Consider the following 17,336-nt stretch of genomic DNA (forward strand, 5'->3'; position numbering starts at 1 on the left):
ACGGAAAAGCCGGGTAAGGTGGCGCATCTTTTGCCGCGGTGCACACAATGACAAGCCCGAGTTCCAAGGATTCGAACGGCCAATTGGCGCAGGGCTTCAAGCCTCGTCACGTCACCATGCTTTCCATTGCCGGCATCATCGGTGCCGGATTATTCGTCGGGTCCGGGCATGCCATTGCGGCGGCCGGCCCGGCCGTCTTGCTGGCCTATCTGTTCTCCGGGCTGCTGGTGGTGCTGGTCATGCGCATGCTCGGGGAAATGGCGGTGGCCAATCCCGATACCGGGTCTTTCTCCACCTATGCCGACCAGGCCATCGGGCGCTGGGCCGGCTTCACCATCGGTTGGCTGTACTGGTGGTTCTGGGTCCTGGTAATTCCCATCGAGGCGCTGGCTGCCGGGCATGTGCTGAACCAGTGGTTTCCCCAGGTCGATGCCTGGCTGTTCGCCCTGGCGTCGATCATTGCCTTGGTGATTACCAACCTGTTCAGTGTCTCCAAGTACGGCGAATTCGAATTCTGGTTCGCCATGGCCAAGGTGGTGGCGATCATCGGTTTCATCGGCGTCGGTTTTGCGGTGTTGATGGGCTGGGTGCCCGATCGCCAGGTCAGCGGCTTGAGCGGCCTGATGGCCGACCACGGCGGGTTCGCCCCCAACGGCCTGTCGGCGGTGGTGGGCGCCTTCATCACCATCATGTTCAGCTTCATCGGCACCGAGGCCGTGACCATCGCCGCCGCCGAATCCGACAACCCCTCGCAGAACATTGCCAAGGCCACCCGTTCGGTGATCTGGCGCATCGGCGTGTTCTACCTGCTGTCGATTTTCGTGGTCATCTCCGTGGTGCCCTGGAACGATCCGTTGCTCGCTTCTGTAGGCTCCTACCAGCGCGCACTGGAAATCATGAACATCCCCCACGCCAAGTTCATGGTGGACGTGGTGGTGCTGATCGCCGTGGCCAGTTGTATGAACTCCTCAATCTACATCGCCTCGCGCATGCTGTACTCGCTGGGACGTCGTGGCGATGCGCCGAAGGCGCTGAAGGCGACCTCCAGCGAAGGCGTGCCGCGGGCAGCGGTCATCGCCAGCACCGTGCTGGGTGCGGCGATCACCGTGTGGAGCTACTTCATGCCCGCCGGCCTGTTTGAATTCCTGCTTGCCAGTTCGGGCGCGATTGCCTTGCTGGTGTACCTGGCCATTGCCGTGTCGCAGTTGCGCATGCGGCGGATGTTGCGGCGCCAGAAGGTCGAGCTGACCTTTCGCATGTGGCTGTTTCCCTGGCTGACCTGGCTGGTGATCGGGTTCATCTGCGCAGCGTTGGCGGTGATGATGATCACCCCGGAGCACCGCACCGAAGTGAGCACGACCATTGGCCTGGCGCTGGCGATTTCCTTTATCGGCCTGGTGACATCCCGTCACCCTGCACAGGCTGCCAGGGCGACTTCAGTGGGCTAGGTGGCCTCAGCGGTTATTGCGCCAAATGGAAAAATTCAACGCGGCCGCCACACACAGCCAGACGACGTAAGGAAAGAAGATCAGACCTGTGATGACATCGAGCCGCATGGCCATCACCACCATCACCACGGCCACCACCCAGAGCAACGCCAGGATCAGCAGGGCGGCGAGAAGGTGGTGCGCGCCGAAGAACACCGGCGTCCACAGCGTATTGAGCGCGATCTGTGCCGCCCATAACGCCAGCACCACCTGACTGCCAGGAATCAGGGTCATCCGGTACCCACCCCAGGCGAGCAGCAGGTAGATGGTCGTCCAGGCGAGTGGAAACACCCAATTGGGCGGTGTGAAACCGGGTTTGACCAGGGATTGGTACCACTGTCCCGGTTTGAACAGGATGCCAGTGCTGGCGGCCGCCGCGCAGGCGAGCAGAAAAATGAAAAAAGTCATCACGAGTCCTTGGCTGAGGGTCAGTTGTCCGGGGTAGGCAGGCCATGTCGGCCTGTCTTAAACAAGGGACGCCCGGCGAAGGGAAAAGTGCAATACGAAGCGCCGACCCAGCTGTTGCAAATCGAAAACTGGATGGCCAAGGGCATTGCGTGGACTTCAGTCGTATCGACGAAGCGCAGACTCCACAGCGCTCAGCAAAGCTTCGCCGCTGAAGGGTTTACGCAAACATTCGATGGGCTCATAGCGGCTGGTTTGGGCCAGCGTTGCGTCATCCCAGTGTGCCGACATGCAAATCACTGGAAATCTTCTGTCCTTGAGCGTCAGCGCGTGCATGACCTCGATCCCTGACAGTCCGTTCATCTTCAAATCCAGTAGCAGACACGCGATGTCATCGAAGTTTTCGAGGGCCAGGAACTCCTCTCCCGAAATGAATACCCGAGAGTGGTATCCCGCCGACCGCAGCAGATTGGCCAGGCTTTTGCGAACGGAGGCATCATCGTCCACGATACAGACGATGATCATGGCGCTGGCGGATGACCCTGGCGCGGCGCAGTCATTGTGGGTAGTCATGCAGGACTCTGCGAGCCAAACGTCGGCTCCGAGCTAATCAACCCATACAGGTTGACCAGGCTCACCAGCGAGCGCGTTTGCATTTTCTCCATGATGTGTTTGCGATGGACCTTGGCGGTGATTTCGCTGGTACCCAGCCGGTTGGCGATGTGTTTGTTGGACAGGCCCTCCACGATCAGTGGCAGCACTTCGCACTCACGGGGGGTCAACAGAGCGGCTTTTTTACGGGCGGCCTGAGTGCGCCGCCATAGCTCGAATGCCATCGCTGCACGCTGACGGGTGGTGCGCAGGGTGTCGAGTAGTTGCTCGTCGTTGAATGGTTTGGTCATGAACTCGACCGCGCCCGCTTTCATGGCCTGCACCGACATCGGGATGGTGCCGAACCCTGTCATGAAAATCACCGGCCACGGATGCCCGCGTTGTCCGAGTGCCGATTGCAGTTCCAGACCTGTCGCCTCGGGCAGGCTGATGTCCAGCAACAGGCAAGCGGGACCAATGTCGAGGTCAGCGTTGAGCAATTCTTCGGCCGAGCTGAATATCCGGTGCGCGATGCCTTCGGCCCGCAGCAAACGACTGAGTGCTGTGCGTACGGACGCTTCATCATCCACGATGTACACCGGCACGCTGTCAGGATCGATCGCCTCCTGATCCTCGGATGCGTAGGTGCCGGGTGATACCGGATGGAACAGGGGCAGGGGCGATTCACGTTCTTTCAATAATCGGTAACCTCGGCGCGGGACCGTCTGGATGAACTCTTTTTCTCCAAGCAACTTGCGCAGCGAGGAAATCTGCACCTGGAGATTGTTTTCTTCGACGACGGTGTCAGGCCAGACCTGTGTGATCAATTCATCTTTACTGACGATTCGGCCATCGGCCTGCAACAGCACCGAGAGAATTTCGAATGCCCGGCCCCCGACACGCAGCGGCCGTCCATCCAGAAAGGCTTCACGCCGTTCCAGGGAAATAGTGGCTTGGCCGAGTCGGATCATACGTTCCTCTGCACTGCGTTGACCGGTAGTGACGCCCAAACGTCGTTTCATCAGGGCTACACGCTAGGGGACGGCCTCGCATAATGCAATTATCCCGAGGGATAACACGCAGCGATTTCAGTGCGCAAAGACTACAGGCCGGCGCGGCCCTCAACTGCCATCCTGGTGCCGATAACGGACAGGATTGCTCGAGCGCAGCCATCGGGCCAGAGCCTTGCGTATACTCACCCGCTCAGCCCGAAACGAATCTTCAGCGGTGATTGTTCATGCCCAGCAGCTCTCTCTCAGCATCCGGTTTGCACAATCTTGATGTCGTACACGATGAAGCCTGGCTGGAGCGTTGCGCCTTCACCCTGCTGCGCCGGGAAAACGACCTGACCTGGTTCACGCTCCAGGATCGTGCATCGGACACACGCTGGCTCGCCGCCCGGGCGCCGATTCAGCGGCCTTCCCTATGTCAGCGGCTGGAGCGCGATTTTCACTTGCGCCTGGATCCGGCCTGGGCGATTGCCCCTGTCGCCTTCATCCGCTCGGCCGAGGGGCCTTTGTTGATTTATCCCGTATCCGGGGTACCGCTGACTGATTTGATCAGTGAAACAGGGCTGCCACTGGCACGCTTGCTGGCCATCGCCGTAGCGGCGGCCAACGCGCTGGCAAGCGCCCAGAAGAGGGGTGTACGACATGCCAGCCTGCTTCCTCACCACTTGGTGGTGGGTGCGGGCGACTCGGTCAGACTATTGAGTGTTCACAGCCATGCCGGGGAGGCGCCCGCCGTTGAACTGCCCCCTTTGGAGCAATGGCCTTACCTGGCCCCCGAGCAGGTTCGACGCGATGCCGCCAGTTTTGATGCGCGCAGCGATATCTACGCGCTGACTGCGATTCTTTATCAGGCACTGACCGGCCACCTGCCGCTCACCGCCCGTGACCCTTCCCAATGGCTGCACGTGCATTCCGCTGTCCAGCCTGAATCACCGGCGATTCGTATCACCGATCTGCCGGAAGGCATCTGCCAAGTGCTGCTCAAAGGCCTGGCGAAAGAGCCGGGTGCCCGCTACCAGAGCGCCGAATCAATGGCCGTCGATCTGGCCTGGTGCCAACAGCAGTGGCTGGAAAATAAGCGTATCGACGCGTTCCGCCTGGGCGCTTTCGATGTGTTGCCTTCCTCGGCCCGCGGCGATGTGCTGTTTGGTCGAGAGGCCGAACGCACACAGTTGGTCGAGCTGATGGATCAGGTGGGCAGCGATGGCATTGCTCGGGTCCTGCTGGTCGGTGGCGCGCCGGGCGCCGGAAAGTCGACGTTGATACATCAGGGGGTCCGGCCCCTGGCGCCAGGCTACTGGGCCAGCGGCAAAAGCAATCTGTTGCAGCAGGAAATTCCATTTGCACCCTTGGCACAGATCTTCAAGTCGCTGTTGACGCAGTTGCTGGGCAAGCCGGCCCTGGAGCTGCAGACGCTGGGCGAGCAACTGGTGGAACGGCTCAAGGGGCGGGGCAGGCTTCTGGTGGAACTGGCGCCCGAGGCCGAGCTGGTCATCGGGGTCACAGCTGAGCTGCCGAACATGCCGGCCCGACATGCGCTCGAGCGCGCCAACCGCACCTTGCTGGATGTATTGGAAGTCTTCGCCCAGCCGGGATGCCCCCTGGTGCTGTTCGTGGATGACGTGCAATGGGCAGACGATTCGACGCTGTCGTTTTTGCAGGCCTTCGTCGACCGGCGGCCCCGGCATCTGGTACTGATCCTGGCGTACCGCGAGGCGCAGACGCAGGCCCTCAAGCGTAAGGGGGGAGTGCTGGAGGTGCTGGGCCGCGAGCAATCGTTGCCTTGTGCAAGTGTCATGCTGGGGCCATTGTCGGTCGCCGCGGTCGCACAGATGATCGGCGCAGAACTGGGCACCGATACCAGGGAGATTGCAGCGCTCGCGCAAGTCGTGCATTACAAGACGGCCGGCAACCCTCTGTTCGTCAGCCAAGTGTTGCGCGCATTGATCGATGAACGACTGGTGCGCTTTGACGTGCAGGGGCGCCGTTGGGTCTGGAATCAACAGGAGGTCGACGGTTATCGCTACGCCGACAATGTCGCGGACTTGATGGTATTGCGACTCGAACGCCTGTCACCGATGGAGCGCGAAGTGCTGCGCACGGCCGGTTATGTCGGCGGACGCTGTGACGAATCACTGCTGCATCGGCTGTTGCCGTGTGAGGCGCAACCAATCACCCGTGATGTGCAAAGCCTGGTCGATGCAGGTTTTCTGTTGCGTGAACGCGAGCAACTGGTGTTTCCCCACGACCGTGTGCTTGAGGCGGCCTGTCAGCTTGTGGCTTCAGCGGGACGCGCCGCCGAGCATGCGCGTATCGCTGGCGCCATGCTGGATCATTGGGGCGAGCAGATCCATGAGCGTGTGTTTGAAATCGCCAGCCAGGTCCAGCGCATTGACGTCGATGAACTGGAGGCGCATCGCCGCGCCGCGTTCGTCGAGCTGCTGGTCGAGGCCGCCGAACGCGCCCGCGACACCGCCGCTGTCGAGCAGGCCATGGGCTATCTTCGCACGGCCGAGCGTCTGCTCGGCCAGACAGGTTGGTCAAGCCTCTACAGCCAGGCGTTTGCCACCCAATGGCTGGCTGCCGAGTGCGACATGCTCCTGGCCGACCTGGAAGGCGCCCAGTGCCGCCTCGACGAGTGCCTGGCCCAGGCCACCACAGTGCTCGACCGCGCGAAGACCTATCGGTTACGGGCCACCTTGCGCACGCTGCACTCCGATTACGAGGGGGCGATCACCGAGGCGTTGAGCGGTCTGGCCTTGCTGGATATTCCCCTTCAGCGCAGGCCCTCGCAGAACGATTTGACCCTGGCATTCACCCAGGTTCGCGACTTTGTCGGCGCGCGCCGCATCGCCGATCTGGTGCATCTGCCCAAGGCCGATGACCCGTCTGTCGAAGCGGCCATGGAGCTGCTCAGTACGTTGATTTCTTCGTTCTTCGTCGACGACGACATTCGTTTTCTGCATCTGGCAAAAATGGTCGAACTCACACTGTTGCATGGCACCACGCCAAGCAGCGGTTACGGTTTTGCCTGGTTTGGCGTGATGATTGCCGAACGCTATGGCGAATATGTGGACGGGCAGGCCTTCGCCGAAGTGGCGCTTGAACTCACCGACAAGCACGGCTACGAAGCAGGGCGCACAGGCACGCTGGTGGCGCTCGATCAGGTCAGCCCGTGGACGCGACCGATGGCGTACGCTCGACAGAAGGCCTTCGCCGCATTCGAGTGCGGCCAGGCCGGCGGCGACCTGGGCATGTCCTGCTACGCCTGCAACCACGTCGGTTCCGACCTGCTGTTCATGGGCGAACCCTTGCCAGGGGTGTTGAGCGAACTGGAGCATGGATTGGCGTGGGTGCGGCAATTTCACTACATCGATATCGAGCGTATCCTGCTGGCGCAGCAGGCATTCGCCACCGATCTGCGTGACGGGCGCCTGCACCGGCCGTTGGCCGAACTGGATGGCGTCGAACATGACCGTTTCGGCCCCATCGACCGTACCCGTGTGTCGCAGCCGACGCTGTTCTGGTCGTGGCTGTATTCAGGCATGTCGGCGTTTTATTTTGGCGATATCCCTTACGCATTAAGACGTTTCGAAGAAGCCGCCGCGCTCGCCTGGTCCATTCCGGCGCATATCAATCTCGCCGATTACTACCTGTTCTACAGCCTGGCGCTGGGCAGTGCGCAAGCGCCGGGCGAGGTGGCGGCAAAACTGGAAAAACTTGAGCGGCAACGCCTGCGGTTCCTGCCGTGGATCGAACTCAACCCGATAACCTTCCGCAATAAACTGCTGCTGATCGAGGGTGTCATCGCCCGTTTGCGCGGTCAGGAGCTGGAAGCCATCCGCTGTTTCGATCAGTCTCAGATCGCTGCGGCGGCGGCAGGTTTCATCCATGAGCAGGCGCTGGCCCATGAACAGCTGGCCGATATCTGCCTATCCAACGGGCTGGTGTCGGGTGCCAACCACCACCTGCGTGTCGCGCGCGATTGCTACAACCTGTGGGGCGCCAACAGCAAGGCACACCTATTGGAAACCTTGCACCCGTTCCTGAGTGCGCAGCCATCGTTTGAACCGGTCCGGCCCATGACTCAGGTCCGCCTCGATCTTGAAGTGGGGATCGAAGCGGCGCGAGCACTGTCGCAGGAGGTTCTGCTCGAGCGACTGGTCGAAACCCTGATGAATCACTTGATGATTCAGGCCGGTGCCGACAATGGCATGCTGATGATGGTCAGCGGCGCCGAACTGCAACTGGCTGCGACAGCTTCGGTCGAAGCCGGCAATGTGCGGGTCACTCTGGCCTGCGCGCAACCGCTCGAACTGATGGCGCCGGCCTCGGTGCTCAACGCCACGATGCGCACGCGCACGACCCTGGTGCTCGACGACGCCCAGGCCGATTGTCCCGAGGCCTACAGCACCGATCTGCAACAGCGCCAGGTGCGGTCGGTGTTATGCCTGCCGTTGCTCAAACAAGGCCTGTTGATCGGCTTGGTCTATCTGGAAAATAGCCTGGTCCCCAAACTGTTCAACGCCCAGCGCCTGACCATGCTGGAAATTCTCGCCTCTCAGGCCGCCGTGTCACTGCAAACCGCCAAGCTGTATGAACAGCTGGTCGAGGATAACCGGCTACACGCGCAAATGGAGGCGGACTTGCGCAGCTCCCGCGCGGAACTGGCGCGTAGCTCGCACCTCAAGGTCATGGGCGAGCTTTCTGCTTCGATTGCCCACGAAATCAGCCAGCCGCTGCTGGGCATTGTGTCCAATGCCTCGGCCAGCCTGCGTTGGCTCAAGCGTGATCAGCCCGATCTGGAGGAGGCGATTCAGGGGCTGGAAGACATTCGCTCAGACAGCGCCCGCGCCGCGGACATTGTCCAGGCGCTTCGCGTTCTCGCCAAGCAGGCGCCGTTGCAGCGGTTGCCGGTACAAATAGACAGCTTGATCGCAGAGGTCGTGCGCTTGAGCGCCACCGATCTGGCTAACCGCAAAGTGCGCCTGGAAACCCGGCTCGATGCGCAATGCCAGGTGCCGGCGGACGAGGTGCAGATCCAGCAGGTGGTGTTCAACCTGATTACCAATGCGCTGGAGGCCATCGCCGGAGCAGGGTTGTCCGATGGACGCATCATCATCGGCTCTGTTGTGAAGGACGCTCATGTCCAGGTCTGCTTCCAGGACAATGGCCCCGGAATTGATGCTCACCAGCGCGAGCAGATTTTCGATGCGTTCTACACCACCAAAGGCAGCGGCATGGGGATGGGACTGGCCATCTGCAGGTCGGTGATCGGTGCACACGGCGGGACATTGGTGGTTCAGGACAGCGAGCAGGGCGCACGGATTTGCTTCAACCTGCCCCTGGCACCGGCCAGCGCCGGATGAAAAAAGGCCGCATGAGCGGCCAAGGGGAGGTGTTCGTTTTAGTTGATCTCGATCATTTCACGCGTGTAGTTCTCGCCCGTCGACCAGGCTATCGCGAATGCTCCAGTGGGGTATGTCTCGATCAATTACGGGTGGCGGGGCAGGGTGGCTCGTTGCTTGATCACAGGCCCGGCGCCATGCCTTGGGTGTTATCCCTTCCAGGCGGCTGAAGGTGCGGGTGAAATGCGAGTGGTCCGCGAAACCGCATTCATAGACGACATCGGTGATCGGCATCGAGGTGATCAGCAGGCGTTTGGCTTTTTCGATTTTCATCATCACCAGCCAGCCTTGCGGCGAGTGGCCGGTAACCTTTTTGAACGCCCGGGAAAAATGGCTACGGGACAGGTTGCAGTGTTCGGCAATCGCGCTGATGCGAACGCAGCTGCCCATGTCACGCAGCATCAGTTCCTTGGCCCGGCGCTCCTGCCAGCCGGACAGGGCGCCCAACGGCCGTACACCAGGGCATGGATGGTTTGTATTCACCGATTGCGGGTTCATGGTGGCTCTCCTGATCGTTCAGGAAAGTCTGTCCGCCGGCGACATTTAAAGTCCTTAAGCAAACCTTAAGAGTTATGAAGTGAGCCTTGTCACAGGCGTTGGACAGCACACCGCTACAGGCGGGTGAACCGTTGCGGATTTTCGACAGATCCGATGGTCGACGTCCATTCATATGCCGTGTCATACCCCTGCGCAAAATTAGCACATCGCTGCAATTTTCAAGGTGTTGGGCAGGTGCATGATCGAGTTTACTCGGCTGACGTGATCAGCCGCTTTCTGACTCGATCAAAGGTGAGGCATGAAGCATTCTCTGGTTTGCACACTGCGTGGATTTGGCCTGGCATTGGTGCTGACTTCGGCTGGCGCCCAGGCTCAGGCGCCGATTCAGGCCACTCAGGTCCCCGGCTACTACCGGTTGGCGGTGGGCGATTACGAAGTGACGGCGCTGTTCGACGGTTACAACGATCTTTCACCGAAGCTGCTGCAGGGCATGAGCCAGGGTCAGATCCGCGCGCTGCTCGCCCGTCGTGCGATTGAAACACCGGGCGTGCAGACGGCGTTCAACGCTTTCCTGATCAATACGGGCAAACAACTGATTCTGGTCGACACCGGGGCCGGGCAGTGCATCGGTGCCACCGCCGGCCAGCTCTCGGCCAACATGCAAGCCGCCGGCTACAAGCCGGAGCAGGTCGATGCCATCCTGCTTACGCACCTGCATCTGGATCATGTCTGCGGTCTGGTGGATGGTCAGCAGCAGCCGATCTTCGCCAATGCCACGGTGTACGCCGCCAAGGCCGAAGCCGATTACTGGCTGGACCCGCAGGCGCTGGCTAAAGCTGCGGAGGCGGCCAAAGGCTTCTTCAAGATCGCGCAGGACTCCACCGCACCTTACATCGCTGCGGGGCGCTTCAAAACCTTCTCCCCGGGTCAGTCGCCTTTGCCGGGTGTGGTCGAGGCCCAACTGGAGACCGGACACACGCCGGGCAGCAGCACTTACCGCTTCACCTCCCAGGGGCAGAGCATCCTGTTCATGGGGGACCTGGTGCACAACCTCGCCGTGCAGTTCCTGCACCCGGAGGTGTCGATCGGGTTCGACGTCAACAATCAGCAAGCGATCAAGAGTCGCAACCAGGTGTTCAGTGCCGCTGCCGCGAACAAAACCTGGGTGGCGGCCGCGCACTTGCCGTTCCCCGGTATCGGTCATATCAGCGCCGTGGACAAGCATTTCGAGTGGGTGCCGTTGGAGTACGGACCGTACAAACGAGCCGCCAACGTTCCGCTGATCGAGTAACAAATCAATAAATAGCGCCGGCCGAACTTGCCGGCGCCATCGTTGGATCATTCAAACTCAAACAACTAAAAAGGATTACCCATGGGCACCATCCAGAAAACTCTGGCCACCACCCTCTTGGCTCTTTCCCTGGACAATGCCTTTGCCGCAGGTAGCCCTGGCGTCGAGCACAATACCCAAGCCTTCCTTGAAGCCCTGGCGGCCGGTGGCGGAAAACCGCTGGAGCAACTGAGCCCGAAGGACGCCCGTGCGGTTCTGACCGGTGCACAGGCCTCGGTGAAGGTTGATCTGTCCGGGGTCGAAGTCAGCGACCGCTCAATCGCGGTGGGAGAGCAAATCATCAAGCTGAAAGTCGTCCGCCCGGCCAAGGTCAAGGGTGAGTTGCCGGTGTTCATGTTTTTTCATGGCGGTGGCTGGGTCTTGGGCGACTTCCCAACACACCAACGCCTGATTCGCGACCTGGTGGTAGGCTCCGGTGCCGTCGCGGTGTACGTCGATTACACGCCGTCCCCAGAGGCGCAGTACCCGACCGCGATCAATCAGGCCTATGCCGCGACCCGCTGGGTGGCCGAACATGGCAGGGACATCGGTGTCGACGGTAAGCGGCTGGCGGTAGCCGGCAACAGTGTCGGCGGTAATATGGCGGCGGTCGTGGCGCTGATGGCCAAGGAACAGAAAGCCCCCGCCCTGCGCTTTCAGTTACTGATGTGGCCGGTGACCAATGCCGGCTTCGACAGTGGCTCGTATCAGCAATTTGCCGAGGGCCACTTCCTGACGAAGGGCATGATGCAGTGGTTCTGGGACAACTACACCACCCACCCGGCCGAGCGCGCACAGATTCACGCCTCACCGCTCAACGCCAGCGCCGAACAACTTGAAGGGCTGCCGGCAGCCCTGGTGCAAACAGCCGAGTTCGATGTATTGCGTGATGAAGGTGAAGGTTATGCCCGCCATCTGGATGCGGCGGGTGTGCCGGTCACCTCAGTGCGCTACAACGGCATGATCCATGACTTCGGCCTGCTCAATCCGCTGAGTTCGATTCCCGAGGTCAAGGCTGCGGTGCGTCAGGCAGCACTGGAGCTCAAAACGCATCTGAACTGAGCCCCCAAAAGAAGCCTGCCGTGTGGCAGGCTTCTCAGTGATCTGGCCTCACTCAATACAAAGCACAAGGAGGCGAGGCTGGCAACGTCGAACACTTCAAAGTCATTGGGTAGTTCACTGACCAAACGGGAGCGAAAACCTCAATAGATCTGGTTGCGGTGTTTCAGCATCAGTTTCACCATGGTCTTGTACGCAAGCTTGCCCTCGCTTTGCGAAAAATAGTGGTCGATGTCTACCACTCGATATTCCTCTTCGTCGGTGGCCGTCCTGCCCCAGGCAACGTCAAGACCTACGTGATTGAAACGATCACCTATCGACACAGCGGGGAAGGGCGTTGATGCTTCAACGCTCCAAACAGGGGCATTGGTGAAAGACTCCTCGTAGACCTCGAAATGGTACTCAATTGACTGCGCGCTCATAAAACCTCCTGACACCTGGTTTGTTCGCAAAATAGGCAGTTCATCAATACCTGCCGTAAAAAAGTCTGCCCATCAAGTTGCCACCTCTGTCCAGTTCAAGGTTGCTGTCTTGCGCCATGTCACGTCACTGATCCCGTACTTCTCGGCTTGAGGCTTGGAGACGACCTTAAGCGGCGGCCTTCCCGGTTTGGGTATGGGTGCCACTCCTGCATCACAACTTGCCCAGTGCCATGCATCAGCGCTGCGCTTGATCGTCGTCCTGATAATGAATGACTTGGGCTCCCCATGAAGCTTGTATTCAATGACAAAAAGACCCGTGTTCATGAGATCCCCCTCCATTCGCTCATAGACAAAGGAGTGGCGGTGTCAGAAAAAATTCAAAGAAATTTCGAGAACGACATGGCCTGTCAGATCATGGTTTTGGCGGGGGCTGGACTAGTGGTTTCCACTAACAACGACTCGCTTAATTTCGTGAAAGCCGCTCTCTGTGCAGTGCTTGGAAGTAGAGGTCGGCAGCAACGCATAATTCATTGTTTCCGATGCCGAGCACATCGAGCGACTGTCCGGCAGTCGTGATTCTCAATGGTTTGAACATCTGCTGTTTTTCGCCAGTTCGCCTATTCTCACACTCCAGCCAAAACCCATTGACCTTGAAGTTGTCGTTAGTCCCAAGGTGTTTTGGCGGTCAAGCGGTGTAACCTTTCATTGAGGAGACGCGAACATGGGGTATGTCACAACGCAGGACGGTGTCGAGATCTTTTACAAGGATTGGGGGCCGCGCGATGCCCCGGTGATCTGGTTTCATCACGGATGGCCATTGAGTGCCGACGACTGGGATGCCCAGATGCTGTTTTTCCTGGCGAACGGCTACCGGGTGATTGCCCACGACCGGCGCGGCCATGGGCGCTCCAGTCAGGTATGGGATGGGCACGACATGGATCACTATGCCGATGACGTCGCCGCCGTGGTCGACCATCTTGGCGTGAAAGGGGCCGTGCATGTGGGGCACTCCACCGGCGGTGGGGAAGTCATCCATTACATTGCCCGCCACGGCGAAAGCCGCGTGTCGAAGGCGGTCATCATCAGCGCCGTGCCACCTTTGATGGTGCAAACCCCAGGCAATCCGGGCGGCTTGCCCAAGTCGGTGTTCGATGACCTGCAGGCGCAGCTCAAGGCCAACCGCGCACAATTCTACCGTGACATTCCGGCGGGGCCTTTCTACGGGTATAACCGCCCGGGTGCGAAACCGTCCGAGGGCAACATCCAGAACTGGTGGCGACAAGGCATGATGGGCTGTGCCATTGCCCATTATGACGGGATCGTGGCCTTCTCCCAGACCGACTTCACCGAGGATCTGAAGAGCATCACGATCCCGGTGCTGGTGATGCATGGCGATGATGACCAGATCGTGCCTTATGAAGACTCCGGGCCGTTGTCAGCCAAGCTGTTGCAAAACGGCACGCTGAAAACCTACTCCGGCTACCCCCACGGCATGCCGACCACCCACGCCGATACCATCAACGCCGACCTGCTGGCTTTCGTCAGAAGTTAAGCAACACGGATCTGCAGGAGCCGGTTTGCCGGCGATGGCGTCGTTGGGATCGCCATCGCTGGCAAGCCAGCCCTTACAGAATCAATCCTGCCCCTGCCTTGTGCGGCAGTGGAATTTTGAACTCCCGATCCTGGGGCTGACTCCTAACTCACAACGCACTGCACATGACCCGTTGTGGCGATGACCCACCAACAAGCCGGCACGATATTCGAAACCGATCTTCCAGCCCGCCTGGACCGCTTGCCGTGGGGCCGCTTTCATACCCTGCTGGTGGTCGCGCTGGGCATCACCTGGTTGCTCGACGGCCTGGAAGTGACGCTGGCTGGCTCGGTGTCCGGCGCGCTGAAAAACAGCCCCGACCTGCGCATGAGCAACTTCGATATCGGCCTGGCCGGCGGCATCTACATCGCCGGCGCGGTGATCGGCGCGCTGCTGTTCGGCTGGCTGACCGATCGCCTGGGGCGGCGCAAATTGTTCTTCATCACCTTATGGCTGTACGTGGGCGCCACGGCGGCCACGGCGTTCTCCTTCAACCTGGAAAGCTTCCTGCTGCTGCGCTTCTTGACGGGCATGGGCATCGGGGGCGAATACACGGCGATCAATTCGACCATCCAGGAATTCACCCCGGCACGCTACCGCGGCTGGGTCGACCTGACCATCAACGGTACCTTTTGGTTAGGCGCCGCGCTGGGCGCCGGCGGGGCCATCGTCCTGCTGGACCCGCAGGTGGTCGGCGGCGAACTGGGCTGGCGCCTGTGCTTTGGCATCGGTGCCATGCTGGGCCTGGTGATCCTGGTGATGCGCCTGTGGCTACCGGAAAGCCCGCGCTGGCTGCTGATCCATGGTCGACACGATGAAGCGCAACTCATCGTCGAAGGCATCGAAGCGCGTCTGCGCGAACAAGACCATGAGTTGCCGGCCGTAACCCATCAACCCCTGCGCCTGCACGCGCGGGACCATACGCCGCTGGCGGAGATCTTCCATACCCTGTTCGTCAGCTTCCGGCGCCGGGCGCTGGTGGGGATGACCCTGATGGCCGCGCAGGCCTTTTTCTACAACGCGATCTTCTTCACCTATGCGCTGGTGCTCACCGATTTTTACCAGGTGCCCGCCGAGCAGGTCGGTTGGTACGTCTTGCCCCTGGCACTGGGCAATTTCTGCGGGCCGCTGCTGCTTGGGCGTCTGTTCGACCTGATCGGCCGACGGGTGATGATCAGCTTCACCTACGCGACATCGGGAGTTCTGCTGGCGCTCAGTGGCTATGCCTTCCAGCAGGGTTGGCTGGATGTTACCCAGCAAGCCGCGGCATGGATGGTGATCTTCTTTTTCGCTTCTGCGGCGGCCAGCTCGGCCTACCTGACCGTTGCAGAAACCTTCCCACTGGAAATCCGCGCCCTGGCCATCGCCGTGTTCTATGCGTTTGGCACGGGCCTGGGCGGCATCATCGGGCCGATGCTGTTTGGCCAACTGATCCAGACCCAGCAGCGCAGCAGTCTGTTGATCGGTTATCTGATCGGCGCGGCGCTGATGTGTGTGGCGGCGCTGGTGCAAGCGGTGTGGGGCGTGGCGGCTGAGCGTCGGGCGTTGGAGCAGGTGGCCAGGCCTTTGTCCCAGGCTAAAGGCCCATGAACAGCGTCAAAGCCCACCGCCGAAGCGATACTGCCAGACCATGCCAACCGCATCGAAATCGCTGCCCGTGCGGGTATAGCCCCCCTTGCTCGCGTTGAGCTTTATGGAATGGTTGCGGTTCAAGGGCAGCGTGAGGGTACAGCCGTAGCGGGAGTTTTCCTGATAATCGTGGTTACTGACCCCATCGACAGCGCTTTTCCCACCTTCGAACCAGGTCGCATCCAGCGAAGCCCAGATCCCGTTTTCAAACGCATAGATAAGATGCCCCTGTACTTGGTAAATCGGGTCCTGGGACAGTACGTGGTTGCCGAGCAGCTCGTCATTGTCGGTGAAAAAGGTTCCCGCACCGGACAACTCCAGGGTCACTTGCCCCACACGCTTGGACACCCCGAGTTCAGGCTTGAATGACCAGCGATTGTTGCCGAGATTGATCAGCCTGCTGTCGTCGTATTGGCCCAATGGCGCCGTGATCGCCAGGCTGGTGCCGATAATCACATCCTGTTGGTAACTGGGGAACTCGGCCAGGGACATCGCCGGGGCGCCATACAGGTTGACCGAGAAGCGAAATCTTGGATCGATCAACCCGGTGACATCACGTTTCCTGGGTTCACCGGCCAGCAAGGCTGAGCCGGTCAATTTCGCCTCGGGCACGACGATATCGAACTTTCCCGAGCGGCCCCAGACATCCAGGGACCTGGCGTAGGCAAACACGACTGTCTGGATGTTGAGCTTGGCATCCTCAAGCGGGATCGAGGGATTGGCCGTCACGTTGCCATGGAGATCGCTGTAGCCCATGAGCAGGAAATTGATACCGACCGGTGTATTGGTGTAGGACCTGGGTTCGAGATCCTCTGCCACTGCACCGGTGGCCAGCATGACGAGCGAAGCGGATGCGAACCGGACACACCTGACGACGCAGAGATTGCGTTTCATCCACATTCGCTCGCTTTCTGTGAGGACTCCGACGTTCTATGAGTTGTAGCGCATCTGCATTTGTTTGGCACACGCAGTGACCACTTGCATTGCGTGGGCGCACCTGCAATTTGAGGACCAGGCCTGCACCTGATCAAAGGCCTGCCGCGGTGCTTTGACATTCCTGGTGGGAATGCAGTGGATAAAATTAATGAATTTTTATTATCGATCTTTATGACCTAAGTTAATTCAAGGACATGGAGAACCGCCTTGAAATCACCACTTGAATCAGCTGAAAAGTTTGATAGCGCTCGGGCCAATGAGTACGGACGACAGAGCCGTATTGCACTGGCCGGTTATGACGCCTGCCAGGATTTGGTGGCGTGCATGCTCGCGGCAAGCCTTGAAAATGTCGGCTCGGCCAAAATACTGGTCGTCGGCGCTGGCGGTACGGCGCAGGAGATCATCGCGATGGCCAGGCTTGAGCCGGGCTGGCGCTTCACCGCCGTTGATCCATCTGAGCCGATGCTGCAAACCGCGAAACAGCAGTTAGCCGTATACAACCTGCTTGAAAGAACGGACGTGCACCTTGGGCACGTTGAAGACTTGCCCGCCGATGAGTCCTACGACGCAGCCACTTTGATCGGTGTACTCCATCATCTCGATGGGGATGATGCCAAGAGAGAAATTCTGCGATCCATTCGGGCTCGACTCAAACCGGGGGCTGCGCTGATTGTCGCCGGCAATCAATATGCTTATGCCAGCCAGCCCTTACTCCTCGCTGCCTGGGGGCAACGTTGGCGGCAGCACGGAGCCAGCCCGGATGAAGTGGAAGTTAAACTTGGGAAAATTCTTCAAGGCGCTGACCCTCCACATTCTGAGGCGGCTGTTCAGAAGCTTTTGCATGATGCGGGTTTTGGGGACGCTACCCGTTTTTTCAGCAGCCTGTTCTGGGGTGCCTGGTTAACGTGTAAAACAGTCTGAGCGGCGATCTGGGTGGCAACTCCTGGCCGATTAACGGCCTGTCGCGACC

The 17,336-nt window shown here is 60.0% G+C and carries 14 protein-coding genes; 7 read left to right on the plus strand and 7 right to left on the minus strand.

Going from position 1 to position 17,336, the window contains the following annotated elements; translation table 11 throughout:
- The first annotated feature begins 47 nt into the window (after positions 1 to 47).
- Positions 48 to 1,448 (plus strand): GABA permease, encoded by a 1,401-nt coding sequence (gabP, locus tag BKX96_RS02360; protein WP_077182566.1) that lies wholly within the window; start codon positions 48 to 50, stop codon positions 1,446 to 1,448.
- Between the two features lie 6 nt (positions 1,449 to 1,454).
- Here gabP and tspO read toward each other — a convergent pair whose 3' ends face one another.
- From tspO to BKX96_RS02375, 3 genes are all read right to left on the minus strand, one after another.
- The gene (gene tspO, locus BKX96_RS02365) at positions 1,455 to 1,895 is read right to left on the minus strand and encodes a tryptophan-rich sensory protein TspO (protein WP_077182567.1); all 441 of its coding nucleotides are present in this window, start codon (positions 1,893 to 1,895) and stop codon (positions 1,455 to 1,457) included.
- Positions 1,896 to 2,051: 156 nt separating this feature from the next.
- A complete protein-coding gene (locus tag BKX96_RS02370; protein ID WP_046815419.1) occupies positions 2,052 to 2,417 on the minus strand; it encodes a response regulator transcription factor in 366 nt (121 codons plus the stop codon).
- A 44-nt stretch (positions 2,418 to 2,461) separates the two neighbouring features.
- Positions 2,462 to 3,454 carry a response regulator gene (locus BKX96_RS02375; RefSeq protein WP_077182568.1) on the minus strand — a complete coding sequence of 331 codons (993 nt, stop codon included), beginning with the start codon at positions 3,452 to 3,454 and terminating at the stop codon, positions 2,462 to 2,464.
- Between the two features lie 353 nt (positions 3,455 to 3,807).
- On the opposite strand from BKX96_RS02375, the gene BKX96_RS02380 reads away from it, so the two are divergent.
- The gene (locus tag BKX96_RS02380; RefSeq protein WP_077183113.1) at positions 3,808 to 8,862 is read left to right on the plus strand and encodes a trifunctional serine/threonine-protein kinase/ATP-binding protein/sensor histidine kinase; all 5,055 of its coding nucleotides are present in this window, start codon (positions 3,808 to 3,810) and stop codon (positions 8,860 to 8,862) included.
- 57 nt (positions 8,863 to 8,919) lie between these two features.
- On the opposite strand, the gene BKX96_RS02385 is transcribed toward BKX96_RS02380, so the two are convergent.
- A complete protein-coding gene (locus BKX96_RS02385; RefSeq protein WP_046815123.1) occupies positions 8,920 to 9,399 on the minus strand; it encodes a helix-turn-helix transcriptional regulator in 480 nt (159 codons plus the stop codon).
- A 298-nt stretch (positions 9,400 to 9,697) separates the two neighbouring features.
- On the opposite strand from BKX96_RS02385, the gene BKX96_RS02390 reads away from it, so the two are divergent.
- Both BKX96_RS02390 and BKX96_RS02395 read left to right on the plus strand, forming a co-directional pair.
- A complete protein-coding gene (locus BKX96_RS02390) occupies positions 9,698 to 10,690 on the plus strand; it encodes an MBL fold metallo-hydrolase (RefSeq protein ID WP_077182569.1) in 993 nt (330 codons plus the stop codon).
- An 81-nt stretch (positions 10,691 to 10,771) separates the two neighbouring features.
- Positions 10,772 to 11,791, plus strand: a complete 1,020-nt coding sequence (locus BKX96_RS02395) for an alpha/beta hydrolase (protein WP_046815125.1) — start codon at positions 10,772 to 10,774, stop codon at positions 11,789 to 11,791.
- Between the two features lie 140 nt (positions 11,792 to 11,931).
- Here the strand turns inward: BKX96_RS02395 and BKX96_RS02400 are convergent, their stop codons facing one another.
- Positions 11,932 to 12,210 carry a hypothetical protein gene (locus tag BKX96_RS02400; protein ID WP_046815126.1) on the minus strand — a complete coding sequence of 93 codons (279 nt, stop codon included), beginning with the start codon at positions 12,208 to 12,210 and terminating at the stop codon, positions 11,932 to 11,934.
- A 72-nt stretch (positions 12,211 to 12,282) separates the two neighbouring features.
- On the minus strand, positions 12,283 to 12,534 hold the full coding sequence (locus BKX96_RS02405; protein ID WP_077182570.1) for a DUF6555 family protein: 252 nt from the start codon (positions 12,532 to 12,534) through the stop codon (positions 12,283 to 12,285).
- Between the two features lie 397 nt (positions 12,535 to 12,931).
- Between BKX96_RS02405 and BKX96_RS02410 the strand changes: the two genes are divergently transcribed.
- Together BKX96_RS02410 and BKX96_RS02415 are read left to right on the plus strand one after the other, a co-directional pair.
- Positions 12,932 to 13,762, plus strand: a complete 831-nt coding sequence (locus tag BKX96_RS02410; RefSeq protein ID WP_077182571.1) for an alpha/beta fold hydrolase — start codon at positions 12,932 to 12,934, stop codon at positions 13,760 to 13,762.
- 180 nt (positions 13,763 to 13,942) lie between these two features.
- The gene (locus tag BKX96_RS02415) at positions 13,943 to 15,391 is read left to right on the plus strand and encodes an MFS transporter (RefSeq protein ID WP_077182572.1); all 1,449 of its coding nucleotides are present in this window, start codon (positions 13,943 to 13,945) and stop codon (positions 15,389 to 15,391) included.
- 6 nt (positions 15,392 to 15,397) lie between these two features.
- On the opposite strand, the gene BKX96_RS02420 is transcribed toward BKX96_RS02415, so the two are convergent.
- Positions 15,398 to 16,324, minus strand: coding sequence for a transporter (locus BKX96_RS02420; protein WP_256721370.1), 927 nt, complete (start codon positions 16,322 to 16,324; stop codon positions 15,398 to 15,400).
- Between the two features lie 249 nt (positions 16,325 to 16,573).
- Here BKX96_RS02420 and BKX96_RS02425 point away from each other — a divergent pair, with 249 nt between their 5' ends.
- Positions 16,574 to 17,287 carry a class I SAM-dependent methyltransferase gene (locus BKX96_RS02425; RefSeq protein WP_077182574.1) on the plus strand — a complete coding sequence of 238 codons (714 nt, stop codon included), beginning with the start codon at positions 16,574 to 16,576 and terminating at the stop codon, positions 17,285 to 17,287.
- Positions 17,288 to 17,336: the final 49 nt, after the last annotated feature.

The sequence above is a fragment of the Pseudomonas putida genome (genome assembly GCF_001976065.1).
In the GTDB taxonomy this organism is placed as follows: domain Bacteria; phylum Pseudomonadota; class Gammaproteobacteria; order Pseudomonadales; family Pseudomonadaceae; genus Aquipseudomonas; species Aquipseudomonas serbica.

Excerpts from the sequence above, each read along its gene's own strand:
- gabP (WP_077182566.1), top strand. The coding sequence starts at position 48 with ATGACAAGCCCGAGTTCCAAGGATTCGAACGGCCAATTGGCGCAGGGC.
- tspO (WP_077182567.1), bottom strand. The coding sequence starts at position 1,895 with ATGACTTTTTTCATTTTTCTGCTCGCCTGCGCGGCGGCCGCCAGCACT.
- BKX96_RS02370 (WP_046815419.1), bottom strand. The coding sequence starts at position 2,417 with ATGATCATCGTCTGTATCGTGGACGATGATGCCTCCGTTCGCAAAAGC.
- BKX96_RS02375 (WP_077182568.1), bottom strand. The coding sequence starts at position 3,454 with ATGATCCGACTCGGCCAAGCCACTATTTCCCTGGAACGGCGTGAAGCC.
- BKX96_RS02385 (WP_046815123.1), bottom strand. The coding sequence starts at position 9,399 with ATGAACCCGCAATCGGTGAATACAAACCATCCATGCCCTGGTGTACGG.
- BKX96_RS02390 (WP_077182569.1), top strand. The coding sequence starts at position 9,698 with ATGAAGCATTCTCTGGTTTGCACACTGCGTGGATTTGGCCTGGCATTG.
- BKX96_RS02395 (WP_046815125.1), top strand. The coding sequence starts at position 10,772 with ATGGGCACCATCCAGAAAACTCTGGCCACCACCCTCTTGGCTCTTTCC.
- BKX96_RS02400 (WP_046815126.1), bottom strand. The coding sequence starts at position 12,210 with ATGAGCGCGCAGTCAATTGAGTACCATTTCGAGGTCTACGAGGAGTCT.
- BKX96_RS02405 (WP_077182570.1), bottom strand. The coding sequence starts at position 12,534 with ATGAACACGGGTCTTTTTGTCATTGAATACAAGCTTCATGGGGAGCCC.
- BKX96_RS02410 (WP_077182571.1), top strand. The coding sequence starts at position 12,932 with ATGGGGTATGTCACAACGCAGGACGGTGTCGAGATCTTTTACAAGGAT.
- BKX96_RS02415 (WP_077182572.1), top strand. The coding sequence starts at position 13,943 with ATGACCCACCAACAAGCCGGCACGATATTCGAAACCGATCTTCCAGCC.
- BKX96_RS02420 (WP_256721370.1), bottom strand. The coding sequence starts at position 16,324 with ATGAAACGCAATCTCTGCGTCGTCAGGTGTGTCCGGTTCGCATCCGCT.